Below are 17,175 nucleotides of genomic sequence, written 5' to 3' on the forward strand. Positions count from 1 at the left end.
CGACCAAAACAGTGGCCAATTCCCTTTGTCAATGAACATACAGCTTGCCAATGGCAAAACCACGGAAAAGCGGGACCAACCATCCTGGCGGATCACAACCAGCGAGCCTCAGCCGGACTAAACACCCAACTACAGAACCAATACTGACGCCTTATACAGGCATCTATCATCGCAAGGGCATCTAATCGGGGATATCCCTGTATTCATTCATTTGCTTGTAGTTAATTCAACTACAAAACACACCATAACCGATGAGCAGGGGGGAGTAAATTGACCAGGGTTGCGCAGCCCGTGTACCCTCTTGGGAAGCGTCATTTCCACTCACGCCAACCAACCATGGGACTGACCGGCCGGGCGCGTGCGCCGCCACCGCAGCCCCCCAAAGCCATCGTCGGCAAGGGTTCGCTCAAGCGCCCAGGGAGACGCCATGAAAGACCCAAAGGCTGTCCGCCCCCCCGTTCCGGCAAGACCGGGCAAACGCGAACACCTCCAGCCAAGCACCCTTGTTCAGCCCCCCCCATCGTCGAGCCTGTCCTGAATGGGGACCTGTCGTGTTTTGATCGTCGATCCTCACCCCGCCTCGCGGGAGGGGCTGGCATGGCGTATCAGCCAGCAATCAAAGATGAGCGTCTGCGCCGAGGCAAAGAGCATTGAACAAGCCCTGGAGCAGCTTGAACAGTCTCGACCGGACGCAGTGGTCATCGAGATGAACCTCAGCGACGGCAGCGGGCTCACCCTGGTCAGGCAAATCAAATCGCGGAATTACCCGGTAGCAATACTGCTCTGGGCCGCCTCCGCCGAGCCGCTCTACGCCGAGCGCGCGATACGCGCCGGCGCCCTGGGATTCATCTGCAAAACCCAGAGCACCCAGGAAGTGGTTGAAGCCATTAGAACGGTCGCCCGCCACCAACTCTACCTGGACGAGGCTCTTTTCCAAGAGTTGCTGTCGCGCTCACTAAACCGCAGCCAGGACCACAAAACCCACCTCGCCGATGCGCTGTCAAACCGTGAGCTGGAAATTTTCACCCTGATCGGGCAGGGCCTGGCCACCCGCACCATCGCGCAGCGTCTGAGCATCAGCCCCAATACCGTCGAGACCCATCGCTCCAGAATCAAGCAGAAGCTTCATCTTAAGTCCGGTGCCGAATTGACCACACGCGCCAGCCGCTGGCTGCTCGAACGGGATCCGCCCTAGCGCTGTTCGCACACGCGAGCCACTCCACGCCCGACCACATCAGTAGCAACGCCAGATTTCCCCACCGCCAAACTCCAAGTATGATGGCGTGCCCCCTTACCCGAGCCCAAGGAAGCCCGTGCCGAGCCACCACCCCAGCACCGATCACCGCCTCGGCATCCAGCTGGCCGTCAGCGGCGTGCTGGTGCTCAGTTTCGATGCCCTGCTGATACGTCTGGCCAACGCCGACCCCTGGACCGTGGCCTTCTGGCGCGGCATCCTCACGACCCTGAGCCTGGGAGGACTGATGGTCCTCACCCGCCGGCTAGACTACCTGCCCCTGGCGCGCCGTTTCTGGAAAGCCATCTTGGCGCTGGCGGTCCTCTACGGCGTCAATGGCCTGCTCTTCGTGCTCGCAATCAGCCACACCAGTACCGCCAACACCGTGGTGATTCTCAGCAGCAGCGCCTTTTTTGCCGCCTTTTTCTCCTGGCTGCTGCTCCGTGAGCCGGTGCGCCGGCGCACCTGGGCCGCCATCGCCGTCTCCATTGCCGGCGTGATCATCGTGTTCGCCGGCTCGCTGGGGCTGGCCAGTTGGCGCGGCGACCTGCTGGCGCTGATCCTCGCCCTCTCCATGGGGGTGATGCTGAGCCTGATGCGCCGCTACGCGCAGATTCCGCGCATGCTGATCATTGCCCTGAGCGGGCTGGTGATGATGGGGCTTGCGCTGCCGATGAGTCAGGCGCTCATCCTGCCCGCCGAGCAATTCGCCTGGTTGGCGCTGATGGGACTGGTGCAGATGCCCCTGGCCTCGGTACTGATCATGAACGCCACCCGCTACCTCTCCTCGCCGGAGGTGAGCCTGTTTCTGCTGATCGAAACCGTCTTCGGTCCCATCTGGGTCTGGCTGGTGATCCACGAGCCCATCCCGCCCCTGACCCTGGTGGGCGGCTCCGTAATCCTGGCAGCCATCAGCGTCCACTCCTGGCTGGCCTTGCAAGAGCAGCGGCGTCGCACCCACCCGCAAGCGTGACGGAAAAGGTCCAAGGTCAGAAAGCCGCGTTGCCATAGACGCGATACCCCTGACCTGAAAACAAAGTTTCAGAAACAAAAAAAGAGGGCTCAGGGCCCTCTTTTAGTCGTCAGAGCATGGTGCGATCAGAACAACACCCGGCAACGGATAGTACCCGGCACCTGCTGCAGTGCGCTGAGCGCCAGATCGCTGTACTCGGCATCGATGTCCATCACCACGTAGCCCACCTTGTCGTTGGTCTGCAGGTACTGGCCGCTGATGTTGATGTTGTTCTCCGAGAACACGGTGTTGATCTTGGTCAGCACCCCGGGCACGTTGCGGTGAATGTGCAGCAGGCGGTGCTTACCCGGGTGGGCGGGCAGCGCCACCTCGGGGAAGTTGACCGAGGTGATGGTGGAGCCGTTGTCGCTGTACTTGACCAGCTTCTCCGCCACTTCGTAGCCGATGTTCTCCTGCGCCTCCATGGTGCTGCCGCCCACGTGAGGAGTCAGGATCACGTTGTCGAACTCACGCAGGGGGGAGACAAACTCCTCGTCGTTGGACTTGGGCTCCACCGGGAACACGTCGATGGCCGCGCCCAGCAGCTTGCCCGAGCGCAGGGTTTCGCAGAGGCGGTCGATCTCGATCACCGTTCCGCGGGCGGCGTTGATCAGGATGCTGCCCTCTTTCATCTGCGCCAGCTGCTCGGCACCGATCATGTTCTTCGTGGCCGGGGTCTCGGGGACATGCAGACTGACGATATCGGAGGTTTCCAGCAGCTCCTGCAGGCTGCCAACCTGGGTCGCGTTGCCGATCGGCAGCTTGGTCACCACATCGTAAAAGCAGACCTCCATCCCCAGGGATTCGGCCATGACGCTGAGCTGGGAGCCGATACTGCCGTAGCCGATGATACCCAGGCGTTTGCCACGAATCTCGTAGGCGTGCTTGGCAGATTTTTCCCAGACCCCGCGATGGGCCTTGGCGTTCTTCTCCGCCACGCCACGCAGCAGGATGATGGCTTCGGCCAGCACCAGCTCGGCGACGCTGCGGGTGTTGGAGTAGGGGGCGTTGAAGACGCTGATGCCGCGCTCGATGGCCGCCGTCAGATCCACCTGGTTGGTACCGATACAGAAGCAACCCACCGCGAGCAGTTTCTCCGCCGCCTCCAGCACCGCCTCGGTAAGCTGGGTACGCGAGCGAATACCGATGAAGTGCACGTCCTTGATCCGCTCGATCAACTGCTCCTCGGGAAGCGCCGTGGTCAGGTAATCGATATTGGTGTAGCCGGCGGCGTTGAGGGTGTCGACGGCTGACTGATGCACGCCTTCCAGCAGCAAAAACTTGATCTTGCTCTTTTCCAGGGAGGTAATCTTGCTCATAGGGTTCGCTTAAACCTCTGTTTTGCCTCAGGAGCCGGTCACGGAGCCCCCGCTTATAAAGGGGCGCCAATCATAGCACAGAGAGATTTAAGTACCCGAATTCAAAGGGGTGAAAAATTTTCCCAGACCTATGAATCCTTCTCAATGGGCGCATTTTCGAGGAGGAAGTCGACAAATCGTCGATCCGCGTGGGAGAGGTAGCCGTTGCGCTTCCAGGCAATGCACAAGTCCAGCCAGACCGGCTGGGTAAAGGGGCAGGCATGCAGTTCCGGGTCGCCCTCCACCACCATGCGCAGAAAAGTGGTGATACCAAACCCCTTCTTTACGACCGCACGGATCAGGGGAATCAGGTTGGTCTCAAACGCCACCTGCAGCGGCTGCCCGTTGGCCTCGGCCAAGCGGTTGATAAACTCGCGGTGAAAATAGCCGGGACGGAACAGCACCAGTTGCTCGGCGAACAAGGCCTCGGGATTGATGCTCTCGCGCTGGGCAAAGGGGTGATCCAGGGGGACCGCGACCACCATCTCTTCGCGCAGAAACAAAGCCGCTTCCAGGTCCGGGGGCACCTCCTCGCGGACGATAATCCCCATGTCCAGCTCCCCCCGGTCGATCATGCGCTGAATATCGCGCGCTCCCGCCTCCTGGACCTGCAGCTGCAGGGCCGGATACGCCGCCTTGAAGGCCATCAACACCTCGGGGAAGTAATAGCTGCCGAGCATACTGGGAATGCCAATGCGCACCGTCCCTTTGCGCAGCCCGCGCAGCTCGGCCATCTCCAGTTGCGCCCGGTGCGCATCTGCCAGCAGACGTTCGGCATGGCGCTTGAGCGCGACGCCTTCAGCGGTAAGGGCGATGCGCCGGTCCTGGCGGTGAAACAAGAGAAGATCCAGCTCCTCCTCCAGCTTGCGCACCGCGATACTCACCGCCGGTTGTGCCATGTGCAGGGTTTCGGCCGCCGCCGTGAAACTAAGGCGCTCAGCCACGGTATTGAAGATGCGCAGTTTTTTCAGATCCATTCATATATTTTATATATGGTTAAGATATTAAGTATATATTTAATATATTAACGCTATCCGGGTACGATCGCTTCATCCTGATGACGAGGCCCCCCATGATCGAACCCGGCACTTATGCCTTCTGGCGCGCGACCTTGGCCCTCTGCCTGGGCTCCTTCCTGGTGTTCGCCAACCTCTACATCACCCAGCCGTTGATGCCGCTGTTCAGCGCCCGCTTTGGAATCAGCGCCCTGCAAGCCACCTGGTCCCTGTCGATCTGCACCCTGAGCTTGGGCCTGTCGCTGCTGCTCTATGGGCCCCTCTCCGATGCTCTGGGCCGACGCAAAATCATGATCGTGAGTCTGCTGGGAGCCGTGCTGGTGCCCTTTCTGATCGCCCGGGTGGAGAGCTACGGCGCCCTGCTGGGCTGGCGGGTGGTGCAGGGTTTCTTCCTCGGCGGGCTGCCCGCCATCGCCATCGCCTACCTCGGCGACGAGTTCAACCGCAAGGCGCTGCTGATGGCGGTGGGTTTTTATATCAGTGGCAACAGCCTGGGCGGCATCGGCGGTCGGCTGGCGGGCGGGTGGCTCACAGACCGGGTGGACTGGCCTTTCGCCTTTCAGGCGCTGGCGGCCGCCAGCCTGGTCGCCGTGGTGCTGTTTATCTGGCTGCTGCCGCCTTCACGCCATTTCCAGCCCCGCCCCCTGCGCCCCGCCACCATGCTGCGCGATCTCGGCGGGCACCTGCGCAACCCGCTGCTGCTGGCGGCTTACGCGGTGGGCGGGCTCAACTTTTTTATCTTCGCCAACCAGTACAGTTTTATCACCTACGTACTCAGCGAGGCGCCCTACAGCCTGCCCCCCACCTGGCTGGGGATGCTCTTTCTGACCTACCTTTCAGGCACCCTGGGGTCAGCCTTATCCGGGCGGGTGGCCCAACAGCTGCCGCAGTCGCTGTGCATGCTGCTGGGGATCCTGATACTGATGAGTGGCTCGCTGGTGACGCTGATCGACAGCCTCCCGGCCATCATCGGCGGCCTGCTGATCAACAGCTTCGGGTTCTTCTTCTGCCACTCCATGGCCAGCAGCTGGATCAACCGCCATGCCCAGGGCGCAAGGGCCAGCGCGTCCTCACTCTACCTGGTGTTTTATTACCTGGGGGCCAGCGCCGGCGGCATCTATCTGAACCTGTTCTGGCTGCCCTGGGGCTGGTCCGGGGTGGTAGGGGGCTCACTGGCGGTACTCATGGTTACCGCCACCCTGGCGCTATGGCTGTACCGGCAGGAGACGTCAGGCGAGCCCGTCACGCTCTGATCCAGGACCAGGCTGCCTGCAACTCGGCGACGTCGAAATAGCGAATTTCACCGTGGGCAAAGGGCCCCAGCAGGCGCGCTACCCAACGCTCCCACTTGCGATCACCCACGATGGCGATCTTATCCACCTGAGGGTTGATCTCGATACCAAAAGACAAATCGTCCCAGGCGGCCTGAATGTCCCAGCCACGAAAGCCGTCCATTCGAAACAGCAGGCGGATGCGCCCTTCGCGCTCGATAGCCCCCTTGACCTGCGGGATCAGAAAGTTTTTGTAGTCATTGTCAGTCAGCCGTCCGCTGGCCATAAAGCCCAGGATGTCGGTACGGCTCTCCTCCAACTTCATCAGCATCGCAGCTCCCCCCTCTTTCCCCGGTCACCGGTTCCGGGCATGGGCTGAAGTCTAGACTTAAACCACCGGGTTCTCTTCGTTCCGCTCGCTCATCCGCCTGGCTAAAGCGATGGTTTTCAGCGGGGTGGGGGCGGTGCGACAGAACAACCGGGCTTCCAGCCGCCCACACCATTAATGCCTCAGCCGGCCCCTAAATGGCGCACCGCACCTGATTTGAGCCGCGTTAAAACAGCTGCTCCGGGTTGATCTGTTCGCCAACAGCGGCTTCAGCCACCGCACTTTTCTCCGGCACCTCGCCTTCCCTGAACACCTCGAAGATAGCGTCGTCCTGGCCGGGGGCCGCCAACAGCCCGGTTTTCGGGTCGATGCGCACGCTGACGATACCCTCGGGGGGAATCAGCGGCGTCTCCGGGGTTTCCGCCAGTGCTTTTTCCATGAAGTCGATCCAGATCGGCAGGGCCGCGGTACTGCCAAACTCACGTCGGCCCAGGCTTTTTGGCTGGTCAAAGCCCACCCAGACCGAGGCCACCAGGTTCTGGTTGAAACCGGAGAACCAGGCGTCTTTCTGGTCATTGGTGGTACCGGTCTTGCCGGCCAGATCACTGCGTCCCAGTTGTTTGGCCTTGCGCCCCGTCCCGCGCTTGATCACATCCTGCATGATGTTGTTGATCAGGTAGACGGTCTGGGGGTCGACGATACGGGGGGCCAGAGGCAAGGTCGTCACCAGCTCTCCTGACGCAGATGCTTCAGCATCGGTCTCGGCACCGGCATCACCTTCGGTAGCCTCACCGGACTCTGCCAGTGACACTGTCGCTTCAGACGCAGCCGCCATGGTGGTTTCCACCGGCACCCGCCGGCACCCGTCGCAGACCGTCGCCGGCTCCGCCTGGTAAAGCACGCTGCCGTCCACGTCCTCGACCCGGGCGATCAGGTAAGGATCCACCTTAAAGCCCTGATTGGCGAAGGTGGCGTACCCCGTAGCCAGCTCAAGAGGCGTAACATCAGCGCTACCCAGGGCGAGCGAGAGATTGGCAGGAAGCCGGGCAGGATCGAAGCCGAACTGCTCCACGAAGCCCAGGGCAGGGCGAATACCAATCCGGCGCAGAATACGAATGGAGACCAGGTTGCGGGACTTGTACAAGGCCTCGCGCAGGCGGGTAGGTCCGTAAAACTTGCGACTGTAGTTCTCCGGCCGCCACTGGCTCTCAAGCTGGCTGTCCTCAAAAACCACCGGCGCATCGTTGATCAGGGTAGCGGGCGTAAAGCCGTTGGCCAAGGCCGCGCTGTAGATGAACGGCTTGAAGTTGGAACCGGGCTGACGGGTTCCCTGGGTCACGCGGTTGAACTTGCTATGAGCGAAATTGAACCCCCCCACCAGCGCCCGAATCGCGCCGTCTCGTGGGGAAAGAGCGGTCAGCGCCCCCTGCACGGTCGGCACCTGGTTGAGCTGCATCCCTTCTTCAGTCAGGCGCACACGGACCAGATCGCCGGGTGCGAGAATGTCCGCCGCCGTCTTCGGTTCAGGGCCCCGACGGTTCTGGTCGATGTAGGGCCGCGCCCAGCTCATCCCCTCCCAGGCCAGGAGCGCCTCACTGCCGCCGGCGAGCAGCAGTTGCGCCTGCTGTTCCTCCACCGCCAGCACCACCGCCGGCACTAGGCTGCCGTAATTGGGTGTCTCGGCGAGCGCCGCCAACAGCGCTTCTCGGTCAGCGGGGTCCGGCAGCTGCTTCTCCGGCCCCCGGTAGCCGTGGCGCCGCTCGTAAGCCAGCAGCCCATCCACCAGCGCTTGGTTGGCCGCCGCCTGCTGAGTACTGTCGAGGGTGGTGTAGGCGCGAAAGCCGTCGGTATAGATCCGGTCCCCGTACTGCTGCTGCAACTCCGCCCGCACCATCTCGGCGGCATAGGGCGCAGACAGTTCGATATCGGAACCGTAGTACTCGGCACTGACCGGGGCCTGAAGGGCAACCTCGAACGCCTCTTCCTCGATAAAGCCAAGATCACGCATGCGGGAAAGGATCCAGTTACGGCGCTCCAAGGCCCGCTCCGGGTTCGCCAACGGGTTAAACGCCGAGGGCGCCTTGGGCAGGCCAGCGATCATCGCCAGCTCCGCCAGGGTCAGCTCGTCGATATCCCGACCGTAATAGACATTGGCGGCCGCCTGGATGCCGTAAGCCCGGTTTCCCAGATAGATCTTGTTGACGTACAGCTCGAGAATCTCCTCCTTGGTCAGCTCCTGCTCGATCTGCAACGCCAGAAGGATTTCACTGAACTTGCGCACGAACGTACGCTCCCGGGTCAAAAAGTAATTTTTCGCCACCTGCATGGTAATGGTGCTGCCGCCGGTCTGAATCCGCCCGGTGCTCACCAGCTGAAAAGCCGCCCGCGCCAGTCCCTTAATATCAACGCCAGGGTGATCGAAAAAGCGACTGTCTTCGGCCGCCAGAATCGCTTGAATAAAGCGCTCCGGAATCTGTTCATAGTCGATGGGCGTGCGCCGTTTTTCGCCGAATTCAGCGATCAGTTTGGCGTCCTGCGAATAAATCCTGAGGGGGGTCTGGAGCTGGATATCGCGCAGCCGCTCCACATCCGGAAGGCCGGGCTTCAGGTAAAAATAGCCGCCAGCGACTATTAATACGGCCAAAACCACTCCAATAAGACCGGTTATTAGCAAGAAGCTGAACAGAGTTTTGATTTTGATCATGATAACCTAAAGGTGAAGAGCTCTTTGGCGATATATAATAATGCCAGTTTACTGACGGATTCGAAATCGAGTCTTTTTGCCTTACACTGCCGAAAATCGACCGAACTAGTCAGGTTGTCGGTGTAGATAGTTCAAGGATCAATCGGTGATAAGCTTTTTCAAGAGCAAGTCCAAGTCCCTCCTCGGTGTCGATATCGGCTCTTCCTACGTCAAGCTGCTGGGTCTCTCCCAAAGCTCGCAGGGATTCAAGGTGGACTCCTACGCTGTCTCCCACCTTCCCGAAGGCGCGGTAATTGACAACAATGTCCAAGATGTCCCGGTGGTTGCAGAGGCCCTGGAGAAAGCGCTCCGCGTCTCCGGCAGCCGTTTGAAACCCGCGGTGACCTCGGTGCCCGCCTCAGTCGTCATCGTTAAGAACCTCGAGTTCAGTAAATCGTTCACCGAAGATGAGCTCGAAGAGCAGATCAAGGTGGAGGCCGACCAGTTTATCCCCTACCCGCTGGACGAGGTGGCGATCGACTTCCAGATCAAGGGCGAGTCCGCCACCAGCCCCGACCTCAACGAGGTACTGCTGGTGGCCTGCCGCCAGGACAGCGTTCAGTCCCGAGAAGACGCGGTCAACGGGGCCGGCATGACCTGCGATGTGATCGATGTCGACACCTACGCCCTCGAACGGGCCTTCAAGCCCCTCAGCGCGGTCCATGAGCTGGAAGGCAAGACCGTGGGCCTGGTGGACATCGGGGCCAGCAGCATGACGCTGTACGTCTTTGACGGCGGTGAAGTGATCTACAGCCGCGAGCAGGCATTTGGCGGCAACGACCTGACCCACAACCTCACCCAGATCACCGATATGACCGCCGATGAAGCCGAGCGGGCCAAAAAACTGGGCGAGCTCCCCGACGACCTGGTGCGTGACTACATCGAGCCCTTCAAACAGACCACCGCGCAGCAGATCTCTCGCTCCCTTCAGTTCTACTACTCCTCCGGCACCCACGGCGAAATCGAGTGCCTGCTGCTGATGGGTGGCGTGGCGGCCCTGCCCGAGATCGCCGATACGGTGACTCAAGAACTCGGCGTGCGCACCGAAATCGCCGACCCCTTCCGGGACATGGCGATCGATAGCCGCATCAACCGCGGCAAGTTTGATATAGAAGCCTCTTCGCTGGTGCTGGCCTGCGGCTTGGCACTGAGAAGTTTCGAGGACTAACCATGGCAGCAACGCTGATCAACCTGCGCCCCTGGCGTGAGGACCGAAGAAAGGACCGCCAGCAGCGCTTCGTGGTCTCCACCTTCTTTACCACCATCATGGCCATCGTGCTGGTGTGGGCGGTGGGCTTTTATATTCAGACCCAGACCACCAAGCAGCAGAACCGCAACAGTTTCCTGACCCAGGAGATGGCGAAGCTGGACTCCAAGATCGAAGAGATCCGCACTCTTCGCGCCCAGCGCGAGCGCCTGCTGGAGCGCCTGCAGGCCATTCAGGACCTGCAGGGTAACCGGCCCGTGATTGTGCGCACCTTCGACGAACTGGTCCGGGTGCTTCCCGACGAGCTTTATTACACCGCGCTGACCCGCCAGGGCGAAAGCCTACACGTAACCGGGCGGGCACAGAACAACAAGGACGTCTCCGCCCTGATGCGCAACCTGGACCGCTCCGAGTGGTTCAAGAACCCCAACCTGAGCACCGTGGGCAAGGGCGACACCTACAAGAATTTCGACATGAACGTGGGGCTCACCAAACCCCAGCGTAAGCAGGAGGGCTGATCATGGAAAAGCTGAAAAACGCCTTCCGCGGTTTTGACATCAACAACCTGGATTTCAACACCGCCGGCTCCTGGCCGGTGGGGGTCAAGGCCGTCTTCTTCCTGATCGTTTTCGTGGCCGTCTCGGCAGGCGGCTACCACTTCTATATCAAGGATCTGCAGACCCGCCTCGAGCAGGAGATCGCCAAGGAACCGGATCTCAAGCGTCAATACCAATCGAAAGCCTTTCAGGTGGCCAACCTGGAGGCACTGAAAAAGCAGATGGCGGACGTGGAGGAGACCTTCGCCGAGCTGCTCAAACAGCTGCCCACCGACACCGAGGTGCCCGGCCTGCTGGAGGACATCACCGAGATCGGCCAGAACAGCGGCCTGAGTTTCGATGTGATCTCCCTGGCGCCGGAGAAAAAGGTCAAGTTCTACATCGAGCTCCCCATCAATATCCAGGTTAAGGGCAGCTATCACCAGCTGGGCGAATTCGTCAGCGGAGTCGCAGCACTCCCCCGCATCGTCACCCTGCACGACTTTTCCATTCGGCCGATCTCGCAGGCAGGCGATCTCAGTATGACCATCGCGGCAAGGACTTATCGTTATGACGACACCCAGTAAACAGCGCCGGCCGCTGGCAAGAGCGGCGATTACCGCCCTTGGGCTGATGCTTCTGCAAGCCTGCAGCCAGGTCAACGACCTCTCGGACCTGCAGCAGTATGTACGCGAGACCCAGGCCAAGCCCAGCGGCCGGATCGACCCGCTACCCAAGTTCGAACCCTACGAGAGCTTCCTCTACCGGGCCACCAGCCTGCGGGGGCCCTTCCAGGAGCTGGTTCGCATTGAGCCCAGCGATGAAGAAGAGTTCGTCAAGAACGACCTCAAGCCCGACTTTGAGCGCCCGAAAGAGCCGCTCGAAGCGTTCAAACTGGAAAACCTGCGCATGGTCGGCACCATTCACATGCTCGAGAACGGCGACCTCACTGCCCTGATCCGCGACGCCAACGGCGAAATTCACCGGGTGCGCAGCGGCAACTACCTGGGACGCAATTTCGGCGAAATCACTCAGGTGGACGAAACCCAGCTGGATATTCTGGAGATCGTTCCCAACGGGCGGGACGGATGGATGAAGCGCCCGAGAAACTTAGTCTTGGTGGAAAACCAATAAGAAGGTATGGAAATGAAGATGGCTGTTAATCACGATACTAATATTGGTTGGGCACCCCTTCGCCTCGTGCAGGGGCTGCTACTCACCACCTGCCTTCTGCTGGCCAGCCTGGCGCGCGCCGAGGTGACGATTGAGAACTCCTCGTTCGTGTCACTTCCCGGCAACCGCATGGAAGTGCGCCTTGATTTCGACGGCGCGCCTCCCCTGCCCCGCAGCTACATGATCGAAGAGCCCGCACGAGTGGTTCTGGACCTGTGGGACGCGCGCAACGGGCTTGCCACCAAGAACATCGATATCAAGAGCGGCCAGGTGGACAGCATCAGCATCGCCGAGGTGAAAGGCCGCGTGCGGGTCATCGCCAACCTCTATGAGCCCGCCGAGTACAACGCCTACGTCGAAGACAACAGCCTCTTCATCGTCTTTGGCGCGGGCGCTGCAGCCGCGGTCGACACCGCCTCCGACGACACGCCGGCACAGACCGCCTCCGCCCCCGAACCGATGCGCACCCAGGTGCAAAGCATTGATTTTCGCCGTGTGGAAGGAAACCTGGGCCGCGTGCTGATCGACCTCACCGACAGCAAGGCCGGTGTCGATATCGTCGAGGAAGGCAGCAACGTCGTGGTCAACCTGATCGGGGCACAACTGCCGGCTGAACTTGAGCAGCGCCTGGATGTGCAGGACTTCGCCACCCCGGTGACCTTTATCGACGCCATGGGCGACGGGCTCAACACCAGCATCCTGGTCAAGCCCTCCGCCGAGCCTTACGACTACCTCGCCTACCAATCCGAGAATCAGCTGATCATCGACTTCAAGCCGGTTACCGACCTGGAAGCCCAGGAGCGCGAGCGCGAGCGCTTCCCCTACACCGGCGAGAAGCTCAGCCTGAACTTCCAGGATATCGATATTCGTTCGGTGCTGCAGATCATCGCCGACGTCACCGACATGAACCTGGTGGTCAGCGACACCGTCAGCGGCAACATCACCCTGCGCCTGAAGAACGTCCCCTGGGACCAGGCCCTGGAACTGGTACTCAAGACCAAGAGCCTGGATAAGCGGATCATCGGCAACGTGATGATGATCGCGCCGGCATCCGAGATCGCCGAGCGGGAGCGGTTCGAGATCGAGACCAACAAGCAGGTCGCCGAGCTCGCGCCCCTGCGCACCGAGTTCCTCCAGGTCAACTACGCCAAAGCCTCCGAGATCGTCGCCCTGCTGGGCACCGAACAGGGGCTGCTGTCCGAGCGCGGCAGCGTGCGCGCCGACCCGCGCACCAACACCCTGCTGATCAAGGATACGGATAACAACATCTCCAAGGTGCGCCGCGCCCTCAAGAAGCTGGACATCGCCGTGCGCCAGGTCATGATCGAGGCCCGTATCGTTACCGTCACCACGGATATCACCAAGGAGCTGGGGGTACGCTGGGGTGTGGGTTACGCCAATCGGGACGGCTCCCGCGGCTTCAAGATCGGCCCACGGATCGGCAACACCGCCAATCCCACCGACGGCATTCCGCCCAGTGGGGCCCTTAACGTAGACCTGGGCGCAACCAACACCGGTAACTCTGCCCTCGCCATCGGCATCGGCACCAGCAGTTCGCTGCTGCAACTCGAACTCTCCGCCCTGGAGACCGACGGCAAGGCGGAGATCGTCTCCCAGCCCAAGATCATCACCGCCAACGGCAAGCCGGCGCGCATTCAGTCCGGTGACGAAATCCCCTTCCAGACCGTGCAGGACGGCGAAGTGAACGTGGAGTTCAAAGAGGTGGTGCTGGCACTGGACGTAACGCCGCAGATCACACCGGATAACCGCCTGATCCTCGACCTCAAGGTGAACCAGGACTCCGTGGGCGAAGAGCTGCCGAACGGTGAAGTGGGGATCATTACCAACGAAGTGGAAACACAGGTGCTGATCGACAACGGCGAGACCATCGTGCTCGGCGGCGTATTCCGCAACGAAGCCACCCAGAACCTCTCCAAGGTCCCCTTCTTCGGAGACCTGCCGTTCGTGGGAAGCCTGTTCCGTCGCACCGAGAACACCAACAGCAAAACGGAGCTGCTGGTGTTCATTACCCCCAAGATCATCGAGGAGTCGGTCACCGCGCGCTAAAGATCGGAATCGACAGACTTGAACATCTTTCTCATCGGGCCTATGGGTGCGGGAAAAAGCACCATAGGCCGTCTTCTTTCTCAAGAGCTGAAGCTGACCTTCAAAGACTCGGATCGTGAGATCGTCGAACGCGCCGGCGCCGACATCCCCTGGATCTTTGACGTGGAAGGCGAGGCTGGCTTTCGCCGCCGAGAGGCCGCGATGATCGACGAACTCAGCGCCGAGAAAGACTTGGTTCTGGCCACCGGCGGCGGCGCCGTGCTGGACCCGGGCAACCAGCGCTGCCTGCAATCCCGGGGAACCGTGGTTTACCTTCACGCCAGCATCGGGCAGCAGGTGGAGCGGACCGCCAAGGATCGCAACCGCCCTTTGCTTCAACAGGAAAATCCCTCTAAAGTGTTGGCCGACCTAATGGCCGCCCGCGACCCCATCTACCGCCGCCTTTGCGACCTGGTTGTGGAAACGGACGGCCGCCGACCCAAATCCGTGGCCCGCGAAATCATCAAATATCTGCAGCAGGCCGGAATTCAGAGGTAGCCAACGATGCACAGGCTGAACGTCGCCCTCGGTGAGCGCGCCTATCCGATTTACATTGGCCGCGACCTGCTGACGGACGGCGCGCTATGGGCCGATGCCGTTCACGGCAGCCAGGTGATGATCGTCAGTAACGAAACGGTCGCCCCGCTCTACCTGGAGCAAGTGAAGACTGCCCTCGCCGGAAAGACTGTCGACACCGTCATCCTGCCGGACGGCGAACGCTTCAAGACCCTGGAAACCCTTAACCGGATATTCGACCGCCTGCTCAAGTGCCGCCACAACCGCACCACGACCTTGGTGGCGCTGGGGGGCGGCGTGGTTGGCGACATGACCGGCTTTGCCGCCGCCTGCTACCAGCGCGGGGTCAACTTTATCCAGATTCCCACCACCCTACTGTCCCAGGTGGACTCTTCCGTGGGCGGCAAAACCGGCGTCAACCACCCCCAAGGAAAGAACATGATCGGCGCCTTCCACCAGCCCCGCTGCGTGGTGATCGACACCGATACCCTACAGACCCTTGCCGATACCGAGCTTGCCGCCGGCATGGCCGAGGTGATCAAGTACGGTCTGATCCTGGATTCAGATTTTCTCAACTGGCTCGAAGCGCACATGGAATCCCTGATGGCGCGAGATCCCGAGCTCCTGGCCGAAGCGATCAGGCGCTCCTGCGCCATCAAGGCGCAAGTGGTGGCGGCCGACGAAAAAGAGGCCGGACAGCGGGCCTTGCTAAACCTGGGCCACACCTTCGGTCACGCCATCGAAGCCTATGCCGGTTACGGCGAATGGCTCCACGGCGAGGCTGTGGCGGCAGGCACGGTACTGGCTACCGAGCTCTCACGCCGCCTTGGCTGGCTCGACGGCGAGGACTGCGAACGGGTTCGCCGCATTCTGCAGGCCGCCCGGCTACCCCTGATGCCACCAAAGGGAATGACCCCCGAGGATTTCCTTGAGCGCATGGCGGTGGATAAAAAAGTGATCGACGGACAGCTGCGGCTGGTCCTGCTTAAGTCCCTGGGACACGCCGTAGTGAGTGCAGACTTCGCCCCTGACGCGCTTCACCAGACCCTGGACGATGCGCTCAGCCAAGCAAGCGCCTGAGGAACCATGACAGACCAGCGTCGCGACTACGAGGCCCCGCCCCCCCGCCAGGCCCCTACCCTGAGCGATCGCGCGCCCCAGGGCGAGCACTACCTGCCCCCCTCCCATGTGCAGCTGCTGGAAAAACTGGAACACCTCAGCCGCTACAGCCACTTCGTCCAGGTGGTGGAAGGGGTACCCGGTAGCGGAAAAACCATCCTGCGCCAGCAGTTCGAACCCGACCCCGGCGACACCAGCGTCCATGCCTGCAGCATCCAGGCCAGCGAGGCCATGTCAGACTCGGAGCTGCTGAGCGCACTGGTTGAACAGCTCACCCTGGATGTGGCCTTGACCGCCAGCGACGAAACCAAGGAGCGTGCGGTGGCGGAGCACGCCGAGCTGCTGCAGGACATCTCGCGCCTCTTCCTGATCATTATCGACGATGCCGAGCAACTGGCGGAAAGCGCCCTGGATCTCCTGCTCAACCGGTTGCTGGCGGTGAGCCACACCGATGCCCGCCCCCACCTGGTGTTTTTCGCCACCCCAAAATTGCGCGAGATGCTCAACCAACCCCTGTTCCAGCCGGTGATGGACAGCAGTTGCCACTTTATGGAACTCGAGGCCCTGGATGAAGCGGCCATGGCGGCCTACCTCCGCCACCGTTTTCCCAGCATCTATCCGCGCTTGAGCGAAGCCCAGTTCAAGCGCCTTCACAACGAATCTTTCGGCCTTCCCGGGCGAGTTCCCCGTGTGCTCAAGGCCGTGATAAAAGGGGAAAAGAGCGTAGCTGAGCCGCCGCAGACCCGGCCATCCCCCAAAACGGCGCCGCGCAAATGGCTTCTGGGCGCCGGCCTGGTGCTGCTGCTGGCAGCCGGGGCAGGCGCCACCTGGCTGCTGCTGCCATTGGGCTCGCAGCAAGCCGGCGACCGCCTGCAGGTGACCCTGCCAGTACCCATGACCGAGCCTTCGCCGATCACGGATACTGAACCGCCGACTCCTGCACTGTCGCTGGAGGAGAAGCTGGCCCGCGCCGAAGCGGAGCTGGCAGCAACCGCCCAGGCTGAGCCGACACCGCCCGCGGACCCCGTACCTGCCAGTGACGACACCGCGGCCCCGCCGGAGCCCACGCCTGCCTCAACCGACCAGCTGCCTGCCGCCCCGGTTCGTGCCACGCCGGTAGCATCCGAGCCCGGCGAAGTGAGCGCCGCCGAGCCCCCCACGCCGAAAAAACGGGTGCTGGAAATTCCGCAAACACCGCCCTTGGCCGCCCAACCGCAGGACACCACCTTCGGGCGTGAAAATGTCCTGCTGAGTTGGAATCCGGACGGCTATACCCTGCAGATCCTGGGTGCCCGCAAGGAGCAAAGCGTGACCGATTTCGTCCAGGGGCACCCGCAACGGGCCGACCTCTACGCCTTCTCCACCATCTTCAAGGGCAAGCCCTGGTACGTGGTGGTCTACGGCGAGTACCGCACCCGCGATCAGGCCATGGCGGCCATCCCCGAACTGCCCCGAACACTGCGCGAGCGTCGCCCCTGGGCACGCAGCATCAAGGGTGTTCAGAATGACATACGGCGTAAAGAATAATTTACGCAATAATCGTGCCCAAACAGCTC

General features: G+C 61.4%; 15 protein-coding genes. 11 read left to right on the forward strand and 4 right to left on the reverse strand.

From position 1 onward, the window contains the following. The first annotated feature begins 556 nt into the window (after positions 1-556). Complete coding sequence (locus JGZ97_RS00245) at positions 557-1,195, forward strand: response regulator transcription factor (protein ID WP_207060587.1); 639 nt, start codon at positions 557-559, stop codon at positions 1,193-1,195. A 118-nt stretch (positions 1,196-1,313) separates the two neighbouring features. Continuing rightward, a complete protein-coding gene (locus JGZ97_RS00250) occupies positions 1,314-2,207 on the forward strand; it encodes a DMT family transporter (RefSeq protein ID WP_207060588.1) in 894 nt (297 codons plus the stop codon). Between the two features lie 125 nt (positions 2,208-2,332). Here JGZ97_RS00250 and serA read toward each other — a convergent pair whose 3' ends face one another. Beyond that, complete coding sequence (serA, locus tag JGZ97_RS00255; RefSeq protein ID WP_207060589.1) at positions 2,333-3,565, reverse strand: phosphoglycerate dehydrogenase; 1,233 nt, start codon at positions 3,563-3,565, stop codon at positions 2,333-2,335. A gap of 128 nt (positions 3,566-3,693) precedes the next feature. After that, a complete protein-coding gene (locus JGZ97_RS00260) occupies positions 3,694-4,581 on the reverse strand; it encodes a LysR family transcriptional regulator (RefSeq protein ID WP_207060590.1) in 888 nt (295 codons plus the stop codon). A 95-nt stretch (positions 4,582-4,676) separates the two neighbouring features. Between JGZ97_RS00260 and JGZ97_RS00265 the strand changes: the two genes are divergently transcribed. Then, positions 4,677-5,873, forward strand: coding sequence for an MFS transporter (locus tag JGZ97_RS00265; RefSeq protein WP_207060591.1), 1,197 nt, complete (start codon positions 4,677-4,679; stop codon positions 5,871-5,873). On the opposite strand, the gene JGZ97_RS00270 is transcribed toward JGZ97_RS00265, so the two are convergent. Together JGZ97_RS00270 and JGZ97_RS00275 are read right to left on the reverse strand one after the other, a co-directional pair. Next, entirely contained in the window at positions 5,863-6,222 is a 360-nt protein-coding gene (locus JGZ97_RS00270; protein ID WP_207060592.1) for an STAS/SEC14 domain-containing protein, read from the reverse strand. The two genes, JGZ97_RS00265 and JGZ97_RS00270, sit on opposite strands and share 11 nt — an antisense overlap. Before the next feature lie 223 nt (positions 6,223-6,445). After that, positions 6,446-8,869, reverse strand: coding sequence for a penicillin-binding protein 1A (locus tag JGZ97_RS00275; RefSeq protein WP_370583971.1), 2,424 nt, complete (start codon positions 8,867-8,869; stop codon positions 6,446-6,448). Positions 8,870-9,068: 199 nt separating this feature from the next. On the opposite strand from JGZ97_RS00275, the gene pilM reads away from it, so the two are divergent. The 8 genes from pilM to JGZ97_RS00315 are packed head-to-tail and all read left to right on the forward strand — an operon-like array spanning position 9,069 to position 17,146. Further along, positions 9,069-10,130, forward strand: a complete 1,062-nt coding sequence (gene pilM, locus JGZ97_RS00280) for a type IV pilus assembly protein PilM (RefSeq protein ID WP_207060594.1) — start codon at positions 9,069-9,071, stop codon at positions 10,128-10,130. A gap of 2 nt (positions 10,131-10,132) precedes the next feature. Beyond that, positions 10,133-10,687, forward strand: a complete 555-nt coding sequence (locus tag JGZ97_RS00285; protein ID WP_207060595.1) for a PilN domain-containing protein — start codon at positions 10,133-10,135, stop codon at positions 10,685-10,687. A 2-nt stretch (positions 10,688-10,689) separates the two neighbouring features. Next, entirely contained in the window at positions 10,690-11,292 is a 603-nt protein-coding gene (locus tag JGZ97_RS00290; RefSeq protein WP_207060596.1) for a type 4a pilus biogenesis protein PilO, read from the forward strand. Then, a complete protein-coding gene (locus JGZ97_RS00295) occupies positions 11,276-11,839 on the forward strand; it encodes a pilus assembly protein PilP (RefSeq protein WP_207060597.1) in 564 nt (187 codons plus the stop codon). The genes JGZ97_RS00290 and JGZ97_RS00295 overlap by 17 nt, the downstream gene beginning before the upstream one ends. A gap of 18 nt (positions 11,840-11,857) precedes the next feature. Then, on the forward strand, positions 11,858-13,945 hold the full coding sequence (pilQ, locus tag JGZ97_RS00300) for a type IV pilus secretin PilQ (protein WP_242521440.1): 2,088 nt from the start codon (positions 11,858-11,860) through the stop codon (positions 13,943-13,945). An 18-nt stretch (positions 13,946-13,963) separates the two neighbouring features. After that, positions 13,964-14,482, forward strand: coding sequence for a shikimate kinase AroK (gene aroK / locus JGZ97_RS00305; RefSeq protein WP_255537630.1), 519 nt, complete (start codon positions 13,964-13,966; stop codon positions 14,480-14,482). A 6-nt stretch (positions 14,483-14,488) separates the two neighbouring features. Continuing rightward, positions 14,489-15,580 (forward strand): 3-dehydroquinate synthase, encoded by a 1,092-nt coding sequence (aroB, locus tag JGZ97_RS00310; protein WP_207060598.1) that lies wholly within the window; start codon positions 14,489-14,491, stop codon positions 15,578-15,580. A 6-nt stretch (positions 15,581-15,586) separates the two neighbouring features. Beyond that, positions 15,587-17,146: an SPOR domain-containing protein gene (locus tag JGZ97_RS00315; RefSeq protein ID WP_207060599.1), complete on the forward strand. Its 1,560-nt coding sequence runs from the start codon at positions 15,587-15,589 to the stop codon at positions 17,144-17,146. Positions 17,147-17,175: the final 29 nt, after the last annotated feature.

It is taken from the genome of Motiliproteus sp. SC1-56, assembly GCF_017309075.1.
GTDB lineage: Bacteria > Pseudomonadota > Gammaproteobacteria > Pseudomonadales > Balneatricaceae > Motiliproteus.

Coding starts and splice junctions, on each gene's coding strand:
- serA (WP_207060589.1), bottom strand. CDS start 3,565: ATGAGCAAGATTACCTCCCTGGAAAAGAGCAAGATCAAGTTTTTGCTG.
- JGZ97_RS00260 (WP_207060590.1), bottom strand. CDS start 4,581: ATGGATCTGAAAAAACTGCGCATCTTCAATACCGTGGCTGAGCGCCTT.
- JGZ97_RS00265 (WP_207060591.1), top strand. CDS start 4,677: ATGATCGAACCCGGCACTTATGCCTTCTGGCGCGCGACCTTGGCCCTC.
- JGZ97_RS00270 (WP_207060592.1), bottom strand. CDS start 6,222: ATGCTGATGAAGTTGGAGGAGAGCCGTACCGACATCCTGGGCTTTATG.
- JGZ97_RS00285 (WP_207060595.1), top strand. CDS start 10,133: ATGGCAGCAACGCTGATCAACCTGCGCCCCTGGCGTGAGGACCGAAGA.
- JGZ97_RS00290 (WP_207060596.1), top strand. CDS start 10,690: ATGGAAAAGCTGAAAAACGCCTTCCGCGGTTTTGACATCAACAACCTG.
- JGZ97_RS00295 (WP_207060597.1), top strand. CDS start 11,276: ATGACGACACCCAGTAAACAGCGCCGGCCGCTGGCAAGAGCGGCGATT.
- pilQ (WP_242521440.1), top strand. CDS start 11,858: ATGGCTGTTAATCACGATACTAATATTGGTTGGGCACCCCTTCGCCTC.
- aroB (WP_207060598.1), top strand. CDS start 14,489: ATGCACAGGCTGAACGTCGCCCTCGGTGAGCGCGCCTATCCGATTTAC.
- JGZ97_RS00315 (WP_207060599.1), top strand. CDS start 15,587: ATGACAGACCAGCGTCGCGACTACGAGGCCCCGCCCCCCCGCCAGGCC.